Consider the following 17,256-nt stretch of genomic DNA (forward strand, 5'->3'; position numbering starts at 1 on the left):
GCAGAATTGCGAGGGTCTGAACGCTTCGTTTCAGGGAGCGCGCTATCCGCGCGCTCCAGAAACCGCAGAAATCCTTGATGCACACGTGCGTGGGGTGTGTATGAAAATTACGGGTCCGATACGCAGTATCGTGGCCCCTTCCTTCTCCAGCTTTTCTCCGGTCAACTGGCATGGGCGTCTTGCTCCATGCTTGCCGTTGGAGGCGTCGCAGACAGGATCAGATTATGGGCGACATCGTCGTCAAAGTAACGGTTGCGGGACTGGCGGGAAGGTAACTGCCGGTCCGCCATATCGGAGCGCGTAAACCAGCGAAGCAAGGCTAGGTCGATCCCTGATCGAAGATCATCTGCAAGCTGGTTGGTCTCTTCTGGCGTGAGGTCCAGCCACCCGAATTCGGTGCGAAGCTGGCTGCCAAGCGGATACCCGGTCCCGTCTCGGCTCCTGTAAATCGGGCCCTCGACAGTGAGGCAACAATCTTGCCCCTCAAACCGCTCGCGGACCGGGCGTTCGTACCAGAGCCAGGGCCGCAAGCCGGACATGATTACTAGCATCCGCAATGCGGCGCTCACCATAGCTGCCGCCAGCATGGTCGCGTCCCCCGTCGCCGCAAACGTCGGCGACAGCATGGACCGCTTCATGGACGACATGGGCGCTGCGGCCAATGTCACCGGGCCGAGCGCATTCGAAGGACAGTCGGCGGGCTATTACAGCCTCGGCAATGTCTGGACGCGCTTCCCGCAGAAGACGACCAGCATCGCCAACCTCCAGGCGGGGATGCCGGTGAGAGCATAGGCCGACATCGCGCTCTCGATCCCTTCGGCAAGGCCAAGCTTGCCGGAAACCGGAGCGAAGAGGCGGACAGCAGCTTCACCGAGCGCGCCGAGCGCGCGCTTCGGCTTTTCGAAATCGGCCTTGGCATTGCCCGAAAGGAACGTGCGATGGATGGCGATCGGCCCCTCGTCGAGGCTGACCGCCGCGATCATGGCGGTCAAAAAGCGAGTGCGTCCCTTCGGACCAAGCGGCGTTCGTGGATGGAAGCGCAGCGCCTGCGATGCAGCGAGGATGCCGCGGCTCTCAAGGTATGCCTTTGCCGGACTGGCACGCAGTGGCTGTGCATCGCGCCAGATCCGTAGCGCCGCCGCCGAGGGTTTGCGCGTGCTGGCCGGCTCGGGAAGGTCAGCAGTCGTAGACCCAGAGAAAAGCGAGATCGCGTCGAAGCCTTCAACATTGCTGTCGCCATGTGCCAAGGCACGCTCAATCGCATCAGGATTCCAAAGGCCCGACTCGTTCAGGAATGTCGATGCTGTCGCCCGGAGTCCATGAGCGGTGACTTCTTCCTTCGAGTATCCCATGCGACGGAATGCGGCATTGAGCGTGTTTTCACTCATGGGACGCTTGGAGCTGCGCGCAGACGGGAAAACATATCCTTCGCGGCCGAGCATCTCGGCCAGATCAGTGAGATAGCCTCTAACCTGCTTGGAAAGCGGGACGGCATGCGCTCGGCGCGCTTTCATTTTACCGGCAGGGATCTTCCAGACCCCATCGACGAGGTCGATCTCATGCCATTCGGCGTGCCGGAGTTCGCCGGGGCGCACAAACACGTGCGGCGCGATCTGCAAAGCCAACTTCGTCACCATGTAGCCAGTGAAGTCGTCGATGGCGCGGAGCAACCCGCCTAGCTCGGTGGGCTCGAGAATTGCTGCATAATGCTTGGCTCGCGGCGTTACGAGTGCACCCTTCAGCATACTGGTCGGATCGGATTTGCAACGGGTCGTTGCGACACCATAGCGAAACACGCGGCCTGCGAACGAGCGGCATTTCTTCGCAGTCTCGTGCTTACCCGTGGCTTCTAGTCGTTTAAGAGGAGCCAGGACTTCGAACGGCTCGATCTCGTTGATGGGTCGGTTCCCGATGGCAGGCGCAAGCTTGTCTAGGAAATAATTGGCCTTGACGATCGTGCCATCGGCACGGCCATTCTGGACCATCATCTGTTCAATATACTCACGTGCAACTGCCTCGAACGTCTGCGCAGAAAGGAACTCGGCGCGGATTTTCCGCTTCCGCTTCTCAAAGGCCGGGTCGCCGCCAGAGGCAACAGCTCGTCGTGCCTCGTAGGCTGCGTCTCGCGCTTGCTTGAGGCTGATTTCGGGATAGCTGCCGATGCAGAGCTTCTTTTGCGCACCGCCGATCCGGTATCGGAATCGCCAAAGCTTGCCGCCGGTCGGCGTGACCTCAACATACAGGCCACGCTCATCCGTTACCTTGTACGGCTTATCCTTGGGCTTGAGTGCGCGGAGGCGAGTATCTGTCAGAGGCATGTGGGGGCCTTTTCATCTGGGCCTTTGCGAAACGGCCTCAAAAGGCCCACAAAAGTGTCTGGAACCCCCGAGAACAGGCGGGACGATCCGGAACGATCCAAGGGCCAAATCCCTAGGATTTCTGCGGGTTTTATAGATTATTTGGGAGAACGTGAGAAGAACAAATGGTGCCCAGAAGAGGACTCGAACCGCTCTCAGAATGTCGCAAAACTGCGAGAATCTTGACCTTGGTTACTTAAGTGAGGCCCCCGTCGGTGCCCCCAGATTGCATTTTTACCAGAGGATTTGGGTCCCATCCTCGAAAAAATCTAATGATTTCAATGCCCGTTCTTTACAGCAAATTTACGGGAAAGACCAGCCATTTTGCCCCAACCGAGTGACTGAATTCAGGAGCTATCCGCGCGCCTTCGCCCACTCCTCCCAATAGGGCACTAGCTCATCAGGCAGGCTTTCCACAAACTCGTGGCCAAACGAATAATGAGGCATCGCCTCGGCAACCGCGTCGAGCAGTGCCGCTCCCTGCACCGTGTCCTTGCGCCGCTTGAGCGGGTTCCGCTTTGCCTGAGCACCCAACCAGAGTTTGTGGAGCGCGAACCAGCGAGGGTCAGGTGCCACGATACGTGCCGGGCTGCCATCACGGCACGGGACGACCTGGTCTACCCGCCGACCGGGCAAGAGCCATTCCTGTTCGGGTAGAGGAACAGGTCGTGGCCTATCCTTTCCGGCGAGCGTTTCGACACGCGATGGAGCGACCAGCAATTCGACTTCATAGGCTTTCGCGTTGCGCGCCTGAAATTCCCGTTCGGTATTGATCGTGAAAGTCGGATCAACCGCTTTGAGCATGTCCCAAAGCTGCGTTCCGTCTTCCGGTTCGTCAGCCGTCCAAGCGAGATCGAAGTCCTCTGTTTCGTCCGGCACATCGCGAAACGTGCCTGCCGCTTCGATGGCATAGGCTGCCATTGCGTTGGTGCCGACAACAAGCAGGTGACTACCGAGAAGCGACCGTCTGTCCGCCTCACGGAGAATGGGTCCGGCGTCCGCTGAAAGCATCGGCAAGCGCAGTGCGCGAGCAATCCGGCTGCTCTCATTAAGAGCATCCCGTGCGCCGTCGCGGCGCTCCTTCAAGGAAGCTTTTGCAGCCTTGTAATCCTCAAACTGGACTTCCTTTTCGTCGTCCCACGCGCCGAGACTTTTGCCGTTTCCTACGCGATCAAAAACCTCATAGAGGTACTCGTACTCTCCGATCTTCTTGCGCTTCAGGTCGTACGGCATCGCGAAGAGTTCGCGCTCGGCTTCGATCCACACATCGTAGCGCTGGCGCATGTTGATGAGCGCTCGTTCCTGCTCAGCGGAGAAGGGTTGGATGATGGCCATACGCGAGTTTTATCCCGCAAATCTCCAATTTTCAATAAACGCGGGATAAATGCCCTTTGGAACCACACTTCATGGACCATCCTTGCCTTGACGGTCCAACCGGATGCATCTTCCTTTATGGGATAAATTGGGTGAGAGTTGCGATGAGCAAACTAACTGCACAGGTGTTGGCAGCGGTGAACGGTCCCTATCGGACCAAGCAATCCGCTCAGCAGCTCGCAGCGCTTATCGCAGACCCTTCAAGCGCGCACGCACACAATGCCGCTGCTTTCGCTTTCTTCTCAGAGATTGCACCGGCGGTCCAGTTGGCCTTCATCGCAGAAATGAATGTCGATGAGGCCAAGGCGAAAGCAGTCGCTCGTCAATTTTCGGACTTGGCCGGATACCCTCTGCATCTCGCACCTTAAAGGACAAGAACAGCTGAATTCGGGGTTCACCCGCACCCAACATCAGTCCACTCAAGAACCAGCTTGTCACCCTTCACACGGGGCAAGGCCCTGCGTGGAATGAGCTTCCCGCGCACTTCGAAGTCAGATGTAATCTTGACCAGAAATACCATGCTGAAGTTCCGTTTCAGGTTCAGCGTGACCCGGTCATTGCTCTTGAATGGCGTGATTGTCTTGACCTCGACCAGGTCATTGCCGAGCCGTCCGTCAGACCCTTGAGCTTGCTCACAGGATCGCCCTCCCGCTGCCCAGGATCTGGCCGCGGCAGACGAAGCCGATCTCGGCGTAGCGGCTGTCGAGGCCGCGCTGATGGCTGGTCCCGGTGTAGAAGCAGCCGTCGGGGATCGGGCCTTCGGGGCCCTTGTGAAGCGCAATGCGAGACGGGTCTCATCGAGCCGCGCGGCGATCTTGCGGCCGTTGATGAAGACCTCGTGGCCACGGTGGCTCACGACATCGCCCGGCACGCCCAACACCCGCTTGCCGAAGAGCTGCGCGCCTTCTCCGAAATGCGCTTCGACGAGTCTGCTCGCCGGCGGCTCGAAGAAGATCAGGCTGCCGCGCTCGATCCGCGCATGCTTGTCGAGCCAGAAGGCCCAGTTGGGCAGGCTCGGGCTGGCATTGATGAGGAAGGCATGGTCTTTCGCGAAGGCGTCGACCGCGCCCCATCCAAGTGGCAGCAGCACCAGACCGGTCAGGACGAGCGGTCGTTTGAGCGTGCGGACAAAACGAGAGGCAAAGCGCGTCACTGGCCGCCTCCCTGCCCAAGCTGGCGAGCGATCCGCACGCGCAGTTCATCGGTAGCATCGGGGGCATCGCCCGCGAGCACTGCTTCGCCGACCAGCACCACGCGGCCATCGGCCCCCATTTCCGCAACAGCGCGCTGGGACGCCTGAAGGAAGGCGAGCACGCGCGCCTGGCTGGCTTCGGGATCCTGTGCTCCACGCGCTTCGGCATCGACGAAACCCGCGATGGTCTCGGCAAGCCGGACAGTGACGATCTGCTGGCGCGGCTCGGACAGTTCGCGGCTGACCCAGGCTGCCCAGAGTAATGCGACCACGAGCGCGAGCACGCCGAGAATTCTCAGCAACAGCGGGCGATTGAAGGATGGTAGTCTGCGCGTCTCAGTCACGTTTAGCCTCCCGGGCCGGATGGTTGTCGAGATCGGCCGCAAGCCGCCTCAGGAAGCGGGGCATGCGAAACAGCGTCACAGCGCCAGCGAGGGCGAGGAAGCAGCCCTTGAGGTCCTGGCTGAACAGGCTGCGGCGCAGCCCGTCGGCTTCGAGATATCGGTCCGACAGATTGGCGAGCTGGGTGAAGAGGCCGCCAAGGTCCCAGCCCGCAACGAACAGGAACAGCGCGAGCGGCAATCCCAGCACGATCAGCAGTGAAGTCGCGGCAAAGCGCGCGGTCTCGATGAGGACGAAACAGCTCCCTTGCAGGAACGGCAGCAGGCTGCGGAGATTGGCCGGAGGGGTCCGGTCGACGAGATGCGAGACCATCATTGTCCGCCTCCCGCCACGATCCGGATGGCATCGGCGAGGCTGTGCCCGCGCCGCTCGCAGTCCTGGATCGCCGCATAGGTGTCGGGATCGGAGGAGTAGATCGTCGCCGAGAAGGGATCGAGCACGAGCCGACCGACCGCCTCGGTCTCGGGGCCTTTGATGAAGACCTCGCTGTACTCGGTCCCCGAACGCTTGAGGCTGCGGATCAGCGTCTCGGTGCGGTCGTCCATGTCGAGCCGCGCGTTCGCCCTGAAATCGGCGATCGTCTCGGCCTTCTGCTGAAGTACCAGCATCCAGTCGCTATTCTCGAGCGCGGCGCGCGCGCCGTCGGACTTGTAATAATCATTGAGGGACTGGGTCGCGGTGGCGAGCGCGCCGCCGTACTTGCGGGCAGTGCGGGCATAGGTTTCGACGAACTCGCCCATCGACCCGCCCTTGAGCATGGCCCAGGCCTCGTCGATCAGCAGCAGCTTCTTGGTTGCTCGCGACGAGCGGGTCATCGCCTGGCTGGTCATGAACATGATCGCCGAAAGGACGACGCTGCGCAGTTCCTCGCGGCTTGCGAGATCGCTCATCTCGAAGACGGTAAAATCATCGTCGAGCGCGAAGCTCGCCTTGCCTGCAAAGAACCCGCCGTAGCTGCCGCCGCGGCAGAAGGGCGCGATCGCGGTGGCGAGATCGCGGCCCGCCTCGCTTTCCGATCCATGGAGCGCATGCGCGACATCGTCGACCGATGCGCCGCTGCCGAGTGCCTCCCAGGTCGCGGTCACGGCCCGATCGATGAGCCCGCGCTCGGTATCGCTCGGCGCGGTGCCGGGACGCGCCATCTGGCCAATGATTGCCTTGATCATGGCGAAGCAGTCGAGGCGGTAGTCCTCGTCTTCGTGTGCGCGGGCATCGTCGACCATCGAGAAGGGGTTCAGGGAAAAGCCCGAGGCGAGCGTGAACTCAACGAAGCGTCCGCCCTGCAGTTTGACCGAATGCTCGAAGCTGCGGCCGTCGTCGATCACCACGACCTTGGCACCGGCGCCGCGCAGGGCGGCGCAGAGTTCCTGCAGCAGCACCGACTTGCCCGAACCCGACTTGCCGCAGATCGCGATATTGTGGTTGCCGGCACCGTTCTCGAATGGCGACCACCAGAAGGGCTGGCCGCGGCGGCCAACGAGCAGGAGGTGCGGGATTACGCCGCCGAGATATTCGCCCTGCATCGGCGCGATATGTGCCGCTGTCGTCGAGAGCATGGTCTTGAGACGCTTCAACCGCGCCATGTCGTCGGCGAGGCCATCGGCGAGGCACAGGGGAAAGGCAGCGACGAGGCCTTGGAGCTGGAGGAAGCGCTCGTCGGCAAGGTCCCAGCCCGCCGCCTTGTAGATCGCCTTGATGATGCGTTCATGCGCGTCGCCCTGGCCGAGCGGCGAGATGCTGGTGAGCCCGTAGAACAGCTTCACGAGCTTCTTGCCAGCCTGGAGTTCGGCCTGGACGTGGCGCCACTCGGCCGACTGTTCGGCAAGCTTGGGCAAGAAACGCGCGCTCTTGGTCTGGCTGAGACTGGTCGTGCGCATGAACTTGAAGCCCGCGCGCGCCGAAGCAGCTTCCTGGTCGGGGTAGACCAGGCACAGCATGGTTGCCGTCGGACAGGGGAAACGCAGCTTGTCGGTGAACATGTCGCCGATGAGCCGCGCGCATTCCCAAGGTGCCCAGCGCTCAGGGGTAGAGCGCACGGCATAGTGCCGCACATCGAAATGGTCGGGATAGCATTCGCCGACTTCAGGATTGCCCTCCTCGTCGCGGCCCGTCTCGCGAAAGCGCTCGGTCCTGAGGATCAGGCGATCGTCGCCGACCTCGAGCTCGATGTCGCGGCGGATGGCCTGGACGTCGAGCGTATCGTGCGGGTTCCACGCATGGATATCGGTCTCGTGCGCGGTGGTCGGCGAGGTCAGCTCGTCGATCAGCGCCAGCAATCCGCCCGGACGCAGCTCTTGCGTGTGGAGGCCGAGCGAATGGAGCATGCCCATCAGCCCTTCGCGGCATTCGGAGAGTTCCGCATCGGTCACGCTTCCGGGCACCGGCACGCCGAGCGAGACGATCAGCCGGACGTTGCGCGCGTGGAAGGGCGCATGCGCCGAGCCCGAATTCCAGACGAGATCGTAAAGGCGTTTGGTGCGCGCCCTCGCGATCGCCTCGTAGATCCCGCCCTGCTCATAGCGCGGAGCGAACCAGGGGCCGACCACGCTGCCGATCCGCGGCGATGCAAAGTTTAGGACCTGGAGGCAGGCGCCCTGCGGCAGGCCTTCGGAGAAGAACTGCCCGAGGATCTCGCCGGTCCGTTCGTCGGCCCCGATCAGCGGGGTGACTTCGAGCACGAAGCCCTTCGAGCGGGCGTTGCGGTAGAGCTTCGCCCCCTCGTCATAGACCCGGTAGGGCAGCCAGTCCGAGAGCATGTCGAGCCCGAAATGCGCCTGCGGCTTTTCAGGACGGGCCGTGTCGGCAAACAGGCCCCGCGAGAGCGCGTCGCGCGCGGCAGAAAGGGATAGCGTCACTGGCTCTCTCCTTCAGGTGTTTCAGGGTGGGGGACCGGCTCGCGGGGAGGGGAAAACGAGCCAGGTCCCCCGGGTTCCGGCGCGTCAGCGCCGGGCATCGCCGGAACGGGCTGCGAGGGGATAAACAGCTGTTCCGGCAATGTGTCTGTCGCTTGGAATTCAGGTGCGGGGTTGCCCTCGCGCGTCGCGGCAATGGTCGATGCCAGCGAGCGCAGGACTTCGCGGCGGCCCTGCGGGGCACGCCAGCCTGTCCCCGCCTGTTCGGGCAGCGTCAGGTGAACGACGCGCGCCTCATGGTCGCGGCCGGCCGCATCGCGGTAGGGCGTCAACACGACCTGCAGGCGGCGGACCGCTTCTCCGGTCGGGGGCACTGTCCGATGTGCGTCTGACGTGGCAGCCTTCTCGATGCCGGTCGCCCCGGCATCGATCGCGGAGGTCGGCGCGCAGGTTCCTTCCGGAGCACGGCAGGCAAAGCTGCCTTTGACGTTGCCGCCGAGGCTGGCGCAGCCACTGGCCAAAAGGAGCGGCGCGGCGAGCACCACGGCGCGAAGGATAGGAAGCCGGCTCATTGCGCCTCTCCCTTGCCCTCGGCGACGAAGCGGCGGATCGCCGCGGCATCGCGGTAGCCATGAAGCACCGCCCCATCGCGGGCGCGCACGATGACCGGGGTACCGGCAAACCCGTTGGCCTTCGCGAAGGCTTCGTTGGCATCGAGCGCCTTGGCGTCCTTGCAGGTCTTGGCACTCGCCGGAGCTTGCCCGGCATAGGCCGCATGCAGCGCCTTTGCCGGATCCTTCGCGCACAGTACCGCCTCGGAAATCTTGCGGCTTGCCGCGCCGAAGATCGAGATCGGTCGCTCTTCGACATGGACCCTGGCCTTGGCGAGTTCGGCGGTCAGGCGCTGGCAATAGCCGCACTGGAAATCGGAGAAGACGACCAGGCGTTCGCCCTTGGGGTTGCCCCAGTGGATCGCGCCTGCAGCCGGAAGCGACGAGAGGTCGACATGGCTGGCGGCCGCCTGGACAGGCGCTTCGTCGCGTCCCGCCGGCGCGTCACTGGCTACGCGCGCCGCACCGGCCGCGAGCAGGTCGGGATTGAGTTCGAGCAAGCGGGCGGCGGTCACGTCGCGCCGCTCTTCCATGTCGTAGAGACGGCCCACGAAGAGATAGCGGGCGGTCTCGTCGATGTAGAACAGCGTGTCGCCCGAGACGACTTCGCACCAGGGGCCGAGCGTGTCGCAGCTGATCGCATCGATCGGGGTCTTGGGCAGCCGCAGTTTCAGTGCTTGCGCGACATCGCTTGCCATGCCGGCAGCACTTGCAGGCATGGCGGTGACGGCAGAGACTCCGAGCGTCAACACGGCGGCGGCGCTCGAAAGGGCAAGGGCAAGGTGGGCGGCGCGGGCCTTCAGGCTTGGCGGCGAGTCATTGTAGTTCATTTGGAGGGGCTCCTGACGTGGACGCCGTCGAGAAAGACGATCTCGACCTCGATGCCGGTCGGCATCTCGACGACGGGTTGGTATTGTTCGGCGCGTTCGATGAGATATCGGCTGACGGTGTCGGCGGCTTCGCCGGCACCCTGCCCGAAGCCACCGGCGAGGATGTCGGTCGGCGACAGCGCTTCGCGCTGACCGTTGGCGCCGACCTGACCGGTGAAGATGCCGTTGGCGTTGGCGGAAAATCCGCGACCGAAGCCGCCAACGATCCCGGCCAGCAGTGCCTGGCTGACCAGGCTGCCTTCGCGGCTGACCACGCGGCCGCGCACGCCCGACTTTCCGGCGAAGGAGATGAACCCCTTGACCTCGCTCACTGCGAAGCGGCCACCGGGCTGCGCGCAGGTCATGCGCACCAGCTTGACGTAGACCTTCTCGGCCGAGAGATCGCCGCGCGCCGCGCCATTGACGAGGCAGCCGGTAATGTCGGTGGTGAGCAGCTTGTTGCCGCGCATCACCGAGCGGGCCGGTCCGGTGATCCGGAGCACCACGGGAAGCGGATCGCTCTGGCTGGCAACGCCGGTCGAGGCATCGACACCCACGATGACCGTTGCCGGTGCGTAGCTATTGGGCGGCAGGTAATCGCGGCTCGCTTCCAGCAACAAGGCTGGCGCAGTCTCAGCCGCACGCGGCTTGCCGTCCTTGCCTGCCTCCGTGCTGAAACTCATCAGGCTGAGCTGGTCGCCCTGCGCTTCCGGCACTCCTTGCGGTGGCTGGACAGCCCCGCCGGTGCTGACGCCGGTGCCGACGCCGGGACCATAGGCCGGTGGCGGCGGCAAGGGTGGAGCGGTTGCAGTTGCCTTCGCAGCGTCGCTCAGTTGTGACCGCAGATTGGCGTTCTCGGCCGAAATCGCGTTGATCGCCGCCTGGCCGTCGGAGCGCATCTGCGCGTTCTCGCTGCGCAAGGCTTCGAGCTCCTGCTCGATCTCGGGGCGTGGCAGCTGGGCCTGCTGCAGATCCTTGATCGCGCGGCCCTGTGCATCGAGCCGGTTGCCGTAGCTCGCGACGAATTCGCGCTGCGACAGGTTGCGATTGACGAGGCCGCCGGTGTCGATTGTCGCCGCACCATTGGCATCGGTGCCGCCCTCGTCGCCATCGCCGCCGAAAATGAACATCCCGCCGCCGATGAGCGCGATGGCCCCGATCCCGGCGAGCAGCATCTTCTGGCGCTGCGCGATCTGCGAATTGAGGTTGCGCCGTCCGCTCTCGCGCGCTTCCGGCGAGCCCGGCAGAGGCCTCTTTTCGGCGTCCTTCTGTGTTGCCTCGGACATCAGTCGAGCCCTCCCTTGGCAAAGACAAGGAAGGCACTGGTCGCTTCACCGGGAGCGAGTGCATCGCGGCCATAGGCGAAGGCGAGCGCGCCTGCGGGACCTTCGCGCTCGGAGCCAAGCGCAAGGCTCTCCTGGCCGAGGTTGCGTACGAGGAAGCGCTGTCCGGTGAGTTCATCGCCCTGGTATTCGGCGACCAGCTGGACCTCGATCCCGCCGGTACGGCGTGGAGCCGAAAGTTGGGCGCGGGCAGTGAAGCCGGGCAGGACGGCATCGCTTGCCATCCCCTCTATCAGGCGGATCGCGGCGTCCTCGGGCCCGGTCTCGGTTTCCCATTCGGTAGCCGCGGCTTTAGCCAGCGCCGGATTGGTAATGAAAAGCTGGGTCGCTTCCTCGCCGCTAAGGCGGCAGGCGAACTTGTAGACGTAGCCCGCCTTGCTGGTCGCAAAGAAGCTGACCCGGGCAGCGGCAAACTGCGGAGGCACGGAGATATAGATGTCTCCGCGCACCGGCTCATGCGTCACCTGGAAGTCGTTGTAGGGAAAGCCGCTCGCGATCTTCGAGACATTGGCAAAGCCGTCATCGATGAGCGCGATCCGGGTGAGTTCGCCGCGGGCGAGTTCGCAGTCGATGGTCGCGTTGTCGGCCGCTTCGACGAACTGGTCGGCATGCGCCGGGACCGGCGCGAGCGCGAAGACAAGCACGGCGAGGCCGGTCAGCTTGAGCCCGGGATCGGGACGCCTTGTCGCGCCAATCGCGAAACAGGCAAGGCCGGTTCCGGCAAGCGCAGCAGCGAGGGGAGATGGGAGAAGGCTCATTGGCCGGTTTCCTCCTTGTCGGTGGGAAGTTGCTCGAAGCCGGCGAGCGCGAGGCTGAGGCCACGCTTCGACCAGCGGAAACGGAAAGAGCGGCGCTGGCTCGCGATCACCTGCGCGCCGACGAAGGTCTTGAGCGTGCCGGTGACGGTCGAGGTCAGGGCCTTGGGATCGAGATGCATTTCCGCGATCACGAAGGCCTGGCTGATGTCCGAGCCGCGCTGTTCCTCGACGATTTGGACGAGCTCGGCCTTGAGGCGGCCGTGCGCGGCGGGATCGGCGAGCTTCAGAATGTTCGCCATCCAGTAGTCGAGGCTTTCGGGTGCCCGGTTGAGGAGCATCAGCGCCGTGTCGCGGGTGACGAGCTCGAGATAGGGCGCGTCGATCCCGCCGCTCGAAACGGTGATCCGCTCGGCAGTGATCGGCACCAGCACAAGCTGCTCGTCGCGGGTCACGGCGGCGCCAAGGCTGACCAGCGTGGTGAGGCCAAGGACGCCTGCCAGCACGGCAAAGCGATTGCGTTGCCGAAGGTAAGTCTGCGCCTGTTTGTGCGCGATTTCTGCTCGCATGGGTCGCCTCCCTCAGCCCGCCAACAGGCGGCAGTGGGAGGGCGGCGTGGCTTTCAGCCCGAGAAAGCTCCCGGGCAGGTACCAGTACGCAGCATGCACCAGTGCCGAACCGGCGCCGCGTGCCTTTGCCTTCCGCAAGGCAAGCCAGGCCCCGGCGGCCAGGCCGATACCGATAAAGATATGCTGCGAGAGGATGCCCCAGGCGAAGGGAATGAGAATCCCTGCAAACTCGTCGATGGTCCAGAAGCCGATGAGCTCCGGGTCGTCGAGCCGCCGTGGAACGAGGTACCTGTCAGCCATGATGCCGCCCTCCTGTCGTGACCGGATCCGCTGATCAGATGACCGCGGTCACGACCGAGGTGACGATCGGAACGCCGGTGCCGACACCGATCCCGACGCCGACCGGCACGGCGACCTGGCCGAGCGAGAAGCGTCCGGAGGCGAGACCGATCAGACCGCCTGCAAGGCTGAGCACGGTGATGATCTTGCCGCCCGAGCCTTCGAGGAAGTCGGTGAACTTGGTGAGCGCGGGATCAAAGGTGGTGTCGGCGCCGGCGAAGGCGGCACCGGCGCAGGCCAGCGCCACGCAGGCAGGAAGAATGTAGTCGCGGCCACGGGCCCGATTGGGCGTGCGCTGCTGGGCCGGAAGGGCAGTCTTGGTGGTCATGGATGGAAACTCCGAGGGATTGAACATCAGCCAGCGATGCGTTCGCTGTATGTTCTTTCCTCTCCCCGGAGCCGGGCTGTAGGAAATCGGGAATTGGATTTTGGGGCTACCGACCAAGCGAAATGCGACATCGGAAGGTGTGATGGACGGGATCCGCGCAGGCTGATCGCGGAGCAGCGCCGACTGTGCCGGCTTCTGCGCGAAGCGAGCCTCGATACGCGCGCCGGCGGCCGGAATTCGCGCGAATCGTCGAAGGAAGGTGATTCGTTCCTTCCTCTATGTTCTCTTAATGTTCTTTTCGTTTTCCTACAGGCTTCCTTAGCGGTTAGCCGGTGAGTCGTTCACTTCTAGAGATAAGGATTCGTCGATGACCAACATGGCGCTCTTTGCCGAACAACAGGTTCGCGCGGACCTCGCCCGGCTTCTTCTGGCCGCTGTCGAAGCCAGCGGCCGTGCCCGCTGCGATATCGCGCGTGACGCGCAGATCCATAAGGATGCCCTGCGCCGCGTCCTTGCCGGCGAACGCTCGGCCAGCCTCGGCGAAACCTTGCGCATTCTCGCCGCAAGCGGCGTCGCGCCGCACGCGCACTTGCTCCTGTTTCTGGTCAGTAGCGGCGATCACGCAATCGCGTGGCTGCAATCTGACCTCGCGCAATTCTTCGAGGACTTTTCCGGTGAGCTGCCCTCGGCTCTCGAGCGTGTCCTGGGTAACCAGGTCCACGACGTGAAGCCGCGTTGGGCCAAGGGCACCGCGCATCGTGTCGCCCGCCTGCTTTCCGATCACATCGATGAGCTCGAACGCAAGGATGCGCTGCTTGGCGATGTCTTTGCCGGTGTCGAAGGAGGCCATCGTGGGTGAGGAGATCGACAAGGGAGCGACCGAAACCCGCCGGGTCACCCGTCTCATTCGTCTGCCCGAAGTACAGCACCGTGTCGGCCTCGGCCGTTCGACGATCTATCGCTGGATGAGCGAGGGTAAGTTTCCAAAGCCGGTGCAGTTGGGTGGCTATGCGGTCGCATGGGGGGAGGAAGACATAATTGCTTGGGTCAAGAGCCAACTCAAGAGGTAGACAGATAGCAGTCGTTACGATCGGATGAATGCGCCATCACCACCAGCATAACTATTCGCCGCAGCTAGGCTTGGAAACCGCGCGCCCGAGATCTACCAAAGCAAACCGACGAACTCAATTTGAGTTCGATCGCCCAGCCCTATCTCGATCGACTGTGGCCGACTCAACCACCGTGGTCTGGCCTGCAGGCAAATTGGCCCATCCCAGTCCCAAGGACTTCTGGATCGCGATCCAGCCATTTGTCATGGCGGCGATCGCCCGATCGAGATTTGCTCTGGCCTGTTCGCGCTGGCGGATCGAAGTGTTGAGCTCGCCCTGCGAGATTACCCCCGCTGCGCGGCGTTGCTCGTTAAGCTCCGCAGCCGTGTCGGCCTGTCGACTGATTTGCGCCAGCGCGGCTACGTTGGCTCGTTGCTGCCCGAACCGGGCAAGCGATTGTTCGGCATCGCGCAGTGCGCCGAGGACCACTTCAACATAGCGTGCTTCGGCCTCGTCGCGCGCACTCTCGGCCTGATCGATCGATGCTGCCGTGCGGCCGAAATCAAGCAGGTTCCACTGTAGCCTCGGCAAGGCGATCGCTGACAGATTGCCGAGATCAAAGATGTCATCCGGCTGCGATCCGCCCAAACCGAGTATGCCCATGAATGAAAGCTTGGGGAAGCGAGCGGCCTCCGCCACTCCGATGCGCGCATTCGCCGCCGCGAGCGTTCGTTCCGCGGCACGAACATCCGGCCGCCGCGCTATCAGCGCGGCGGGATCACCCACCGCGACCCGTTCGGGGGGAAGCGGAATTTCGGCCTGAGCCGTCAGGAGCCCGTCGAGTGCTCCGGGCGCTTCGCCCGTAAGCACCGCGAGCGTGTCCTTGAACACATCGATGTCCGCTTGCGCTTCCGCGATCTGCGAGTTGAGCAATTCGAGCTCGGCGTTCGCGTTGCCGACCGGGAATAGCGCGAGAGCGCCCTGCGTATAGCGCTGATAGGTCAATTCGAGAGTTTGCTGCTGCAACTCACGCTCGCGCTGGACGAGCTCGAGCCGCCCCTGCGCTTCCCGCAGGCTCACATAAGCCCGCGCGACTTCAGCGGCGAGCTGAACTTTCGAATCCTCGGCGTTCGCCACCGAGGCCGCAGCCTGAGCGTTGACCATCTCGACACGCCGTGCCTGCCCCCCTGCGAAATCGATCTCCCAGTTTGCATTGAGCCCGACGTTGTAAACGCTGAGGCTGTCCTGCTCTTCGGTGTCTGCAGGAGCGCCGGGCGATCCCGCGGGCGGGCCGCTGCCGATATCCAGACCTGGAATCTTCGCCTGGATCGCAGTCGCCTGCGCAGCCACGGCGGGCAGCCGGTTGGCGCGCTCCTGGCGGACAGAAGCCCTTGCCTGTTCGATGCGAGCGCGCGCCGCGGCCACGCCCGGATTGCCGGCCAGCGCGCGTGCTTCCAGATCATTGAGGACCGGATCGCCGAGCAGCGTCCACCAGTCGCCGGCAATCGGCGCTGACGGATCGATTTCGGGGCCGGCCCGTGCGAACGCGTCGCTTGCGGCGGTCGCAAGTTGCGGGGGACCGGCATAGTCGGGACCGGACATGCAACCCGTGAGGAGCGCCATGGGAGCGAGGAGAGTTAGGGTCTTGCGCATAGAGTTCTCAGTGCATCGAAAGGGATACGTTCTTCGGGAGAGGCTTGAGGAACAGTACCAGCGGCACCGTGGCCAGGGTAATCGCGCCCATGGCGAAAAACACATCGTTGTAGGTCATTACGAACGCATCGCGCTGAATGATGCCGGAAAGCATCTCCAGCGCGGCCTGTGGGCTGCCCAGCGACGCCGTCATGCCGTCCAGGTATTCCTGTAGCCGGGGGCTGTTGGCGTTGAGGGTTTCTTCCATGCGCCGACTATGATGCCACAGGCGCTGATCCTGGAACGAGGCAAGCCCCGCGAGCGCGAACGAACCGCCGAGGTTTCGCGCAGCGTTGAAAATCCCGGAAGCATCGCCGGCATCCTCCTTGGCAACCGAAGCTACCGTCGCCTGATTGAGGAACATCATCGTGAGGATCATGCCGATGCCTCGCAGGAATTGGCTTTCGGTGAACACTCCACCTCCCGATGCCGCTGTCAGATTGATGCTGACGAAGCAGCTTAGCGCCATGATGAACATGCCCACGCCGACCGCAATCCGGATGTGAATCCTTCGTATCATGAAGGGCAGCACAGGCATCAGCAGGAAGGCCGGAACACCCATCCAGAAGATTACGAACCCAGTCTGCAAGGCATTGTAGTCGGAGATTATCGCAAGAAATTGCGGGATCACGTAGGTCGAGCCATACATGACCATGCCGAGTGCCAGCGCCATGACCACGACGCTGGCAAACTGCCTGCTGAGCATCAGGCGCAATTTGAGCACTGGCTTGCGTGCATACAGCTGTCCGTAAGTCAGAAGCGCGAAGCCGACGATCGTCATCAACGTGAGCTGCACGATCAGTGTGGATTCGAACCATTCCTCACGGTGACCTTCTTCCAGAACGACGGTCAGCCCGCCAAGGCCAAGGATCATACCCACGATGCCTGCCCAATCCGCCTCGCGCAGGTAGACCCAGTCAGGTTTTTCGTGGGGCAGCCCGATGAAGAGCAGAGCCAGGAGCAAGGCGCAGACGGGCACGTTGACGAAGAAAGCGTAGTGCCAGCTCAGGTTCTCCGTAAGCCAGCCCCCGACGAGCGGCCCCATGACCGGACCAAGGACCACCGTCATCCCGAACAGCGCCATTCCGATGGGTTGCTGCGATGGAGGCAGCCGCTTCGCCACGATGGTCATGGCGGTGGGAATCAGCGCGCCTCCCATGAATCCTTGACCGGTGCGGCCGATGATCATGGTCGTCAAATCGGTGGCAATGCCGCACAACACCGAAAAGGCCGTAAAGGCGGAAACGGCGACGATGAGCAGAGTTCGAAGGCCGAGCAGTCTTTCCAGCCATGCACTCAGAGGGATGATGATGATTTCGGCTACAAGGAAAGCTGTCGCAATCCACGTGCCCTCGGTTCCGGTCGCGCCGATTTCTCCCTGTATCGTCGGCAGCGCGGAATTGACGATCGAGATGTCGAGCGTTGCCAGCATCGCGCCGAGTGCACCGGCGGCTACGGCGATCCAGGCCGTGGCATCGGCCTTCTCGACCGGCGGAGCAACCGCAGCAGAGGCACCTGCCATCG

Annotated in this window: 19 protein-coding genes and 1 pseudogene; 4 read left to right on the forward strand and 16 right to left on the reverse strand. The window is 63.3% G+C overall.

The features are described from left to right. Positions 1-161 precede the first annotated feature (161 nt). Positions 162-647 carry a hypothetical protein gene (locus tag F7D01_RS09325; protein ID WP_215229851.1) on the reverse strand — a complete coding sequence of 162 codons (486 nt, stop codon included), beginning with the start codon at positions 645-647 and terminating at the stop codon, positions 162-164. Between F7D01_RS09325 and F7D01_RS09330 the strand changes: the two are divergent. Further along, a pseudogene (locus tag F7D01_RS09330) lies at positions 538-768 on the forward strand (conjugal transfer protein TraH); the annotation flags it as partial. The gene F7D01_RS09325 and the pseudogene F7D01_RS09330 overlap by 110 nt on opposite strands. Here F7D01_RS09330 and F7D01_RS09335 read toward each other — a convergent pair. Both F7D01_RS09335 and F7D01_RS09340 read right to left on the reverse strand, forming a co-directional pair. Further along, positions 705-2,318 carry an integrase arm-type DNA-binding domain-containing protein gene (locus tag F7D01_RS09335; protein WP_251566679.1) on the reverse strand — a complete coding sequence of 538 codons (1,614 nt, stop codon included), beginning with the start codon at positions 2,316-2,318 and terminating at the stop codon, positions 705-707. The pseudogene F7D01_RS09330 and the gene F7D01_RS09335 overlap by 64 nt on opposite strands. 393 nt (positions 2,319-2,711) lie before the next feature. Next, a complete protein-coding gene (locus F7D01_RS09340) occupies positions 2,712-3,692 on the reverse strand; it encodes a GSU2403 family nucleotidyltransferase fold protein (protein WP_215227331.1) in 981 nt (326 codons plus the stop codon). Between the two features lie 143 nt (positions 3,693-3,835). On the opposite strand from F7D01_RS09340, the gene F7D01_RS09345 reads away from it, so the two are divergent. Continuing rightward, positions 3,836-4,099, forward strand: a complete 264-nt coding sequence (locus F7D01_RS09345; protein ID WP_215227332.1) for a hypothetical protein — start codon at positions 3,836-3,838, stop codon at positions 4,097-4,099. Positions 4,100-4,125: 26 nt separating this feature from the next. On the opposite strand, the gene F7D01_RS09355 is transcribed toward F7D01_RS09345, so the two are convergent. From F7D01_RS09355 to F7D01_RS09405, 11 genes are read right to left on the reverse strand one after another with little or no spacing between them, the layout of a single operon-like run. Continuing rightward, complete coding sequence (locus tag F7D01_RS09355) at positions 4,126-4,884, reverse strand: S26 family signal peptidase (protein ID WP_251566681.1); 759 nt, start codon at positions 4,882-4,884, stop codon at positions 4,126-4,128. Continuing rightward, positions 4,881-5,225: a TrbI F-type domain-containing protein gene (locus tag F7D01_RS09360; protein ID WP_251566683.1), complete on the reverse strand. Its 345-nt coding sequence runs from the start codon at positions 5,223-5,225 to the stop codon at positions 4,881-4,883. Before F7D01_RS09360 ends, F7D01_RS09355 begins: the two co-directional genes overlap by 4 nt. A gap of 34 nt (positions 5,226-5,259) precedes the next feature. Continuing rightward, positions 5,260-5,640, reverse strand: a complete 381-nt coding sequence (locus F7D01_RS09365) for a hypothetical protein (RefSeq protein ID WP_050599558.1) — start codon at positions 5,638-5,640, stop codon at positions 5,260-5,262. Continuing rightward, positions 5,637-8,180: a type IV secretion system protein TraC gene (gene traC / locus F7D01_RS09370; protein ID WP_215227333.1), complete on the reverse strand. Its 2,544-nt coding sequence runs from the start codon at positions 8,178-8,180 to the stop codon at positions 5,637-5,639. The genes F7D01_RS09365 and traC overlap by 4 nt, the downstream gene beginning before the upstream one ends. Next, on the reverse strand, positions 8,177-8,749 hold the full coding sequence (locus F7D01_RS09375) for a hypothetical protein (RefSeq protein ID WP_215227334.1): 573 nt from the start codon (positions 8,747-8,749) through the stop codon (positions 8,177-8,179). The genes traC and F7D01_RS09375 overlap by 4 nt, the downstream gene beginning before the upstream one ends. Continuing rightward, positions 8,746-9,618 (reverse strand): DsbC family protein, encoded by an 873-nt coding sequence (locus F7D01_RS09380; RefSeq protein WP_215227335.1) that lies wholly within the window; start codon positions 9,616-9,618, stop codon positions 8,746-8,748. Before F7D01_RS09380 ends, F7D01_RS09375 begins: the two co-directional genes overlap by 4 nt. Continuing rightward, on the reverse strand, positions 9,615-10,943 hold the full coding sequence (locus F7D01_RS09385; protein WP_215227336.1) for a TraB/VirB10 family protein: 1,329 nt from the start codon (positions 10,941-10,943) through the stop codon (positions 9,615-9,617). The genes F7D01_RS09380 and F7D01_RS09385 overlap by 4 nt, the downstream gene beginning before the upstream one ends. After that, the gene (locus F7D01_RS09390) at positions 10,943-11,758 is read right to left on the reverse strand and encodes a type-F conjugative transfer system secretin TraK (protein ID WP_215227337.1); all 816 of its coding nucleotides are present in this window, start codon (positions 11,756-11,758) and stop codon (positions 10,943-10,945) included. Before F7D01_RS09390 ends, F7D01_RS09385 begins: the two co-directional genes overlap by 1 nt. Continuing rightward, positions 11,755-12,324 carry a type IV conjugative transfer system protein TraE gene (locus tag F7D01_RS09395; RefSeq protein ID WP_215227338.1) on the reverse strand — a complete coding sequence of 190 codons (570 nt, stop codon included), beginning with the start codon at positions 12,322-12,324 and terminating at the stop codon, positions 11,755-11,757. Before F7D01_RS09395 ends, F7D01_RS09390 begins: the two co-directional genes overlap by 4 nt. 12 nt (positions 12,325-12,336) lie before the next feature. Beyond that, a complete protein-coding gene (traL, locus tag F7D01_RS09400; protein WP_006834208.1) occupies positions 12,337-12,624 on the reverse strand; it encodes a type IV conjugative transfer system protein TraL in 288 nt (95 codons plus the stop codon). A 34-nt stretch (positions 12,625-12,658) separates the two neighbouring features. Continuing rightward, positions 12,659-12,991 carry a hypothetical protein gene (locus F7D01_RS09405; RefSeq protein WP_187335525.1) on the reverse strand — a complete coding sequence of 111 codons (333 nt, stop codon included), beginning with the start codon at positions 12,989-12,991 and terminating at the stop codon, positions 12,659-12,661. Positions 12,992-13,358: 367 nt separating this feature from the next. Here F7D01_RS09405 and F7D01_RS09410 point away from each other — a divergent pair, with 367 nt between their 5' ends. Continuing rightward, positions 13,359-13,850 (forward strand): hypothetical protein, encoded by a 492-nt coding sequence (locus tag F7D01_RS09410; protein ID WP_215227339.1) that lies wholly within the window; start codon positions 13,359-13,361, stop codon positions 13,848-13,850. Then, on the forward strand, positions 13,843-14,061 hold the full coding sequence (locus F7D01_RS09415; RefSeq protein WP_251566692.1) for an AlpA family transcriptional regulator: 219 nt from the start codon (positions 13,843-13,845) through the stop codon (positions 14,059-14,061). The genes F7D01_RS09410 and F7D01_RS09415 overlap by 8 nt, the downstream gene beginning before the upstream one ends. Before the next feature lie 114 nt (positions 14,062-14,175). Here the strand turns inward: F7D01_RS09415 and F7D01_RS09420 are convergent, their stop codons facing one another. Together F7D01_RS09420 and F7D01_RS09425 are read right to left on the reverse strand one after the other, a co-directional pair. After that, positions 14,176-15,663 (reverse strand): efflux transporter outer membrane subunit, encoded by a 1,488-nt coding sequence (locus F7D01_RS09420; protein WP_246449923.1) that lies wholly within the window; start codon positions 15,661-15,663, stop codon positions 14,176-14,178. Positions 15,664-15,700: 37 nt separating this feature from the next. Then, positions 15,701-17,254 carry a DHA2 family efflux MFS transporter permease subunit gene (locus F7D01_RS09425; RefSeq protein ID WP_215227340.1) on the reverse strand — a complete coding sequence of 518 codons (1,554 nt, stop codon included), beginning with the start codon at positions 17,252-17,254 and terminating at the stop codon, positions 15,701-15,703. Positions 17,255-17,256 lie beyond the last annotated feature (2 nt).

Source organism: Erythrobacter sp. 3-20A1M, from assembly GCF_018636735.1.
Classification (GTDB): domain Bacteria; phylum Pseudomonadota; class Alphaproteobacteria; order Sphingomonadales; family Sphingomonadaceae; genus Alteriqipengyuania.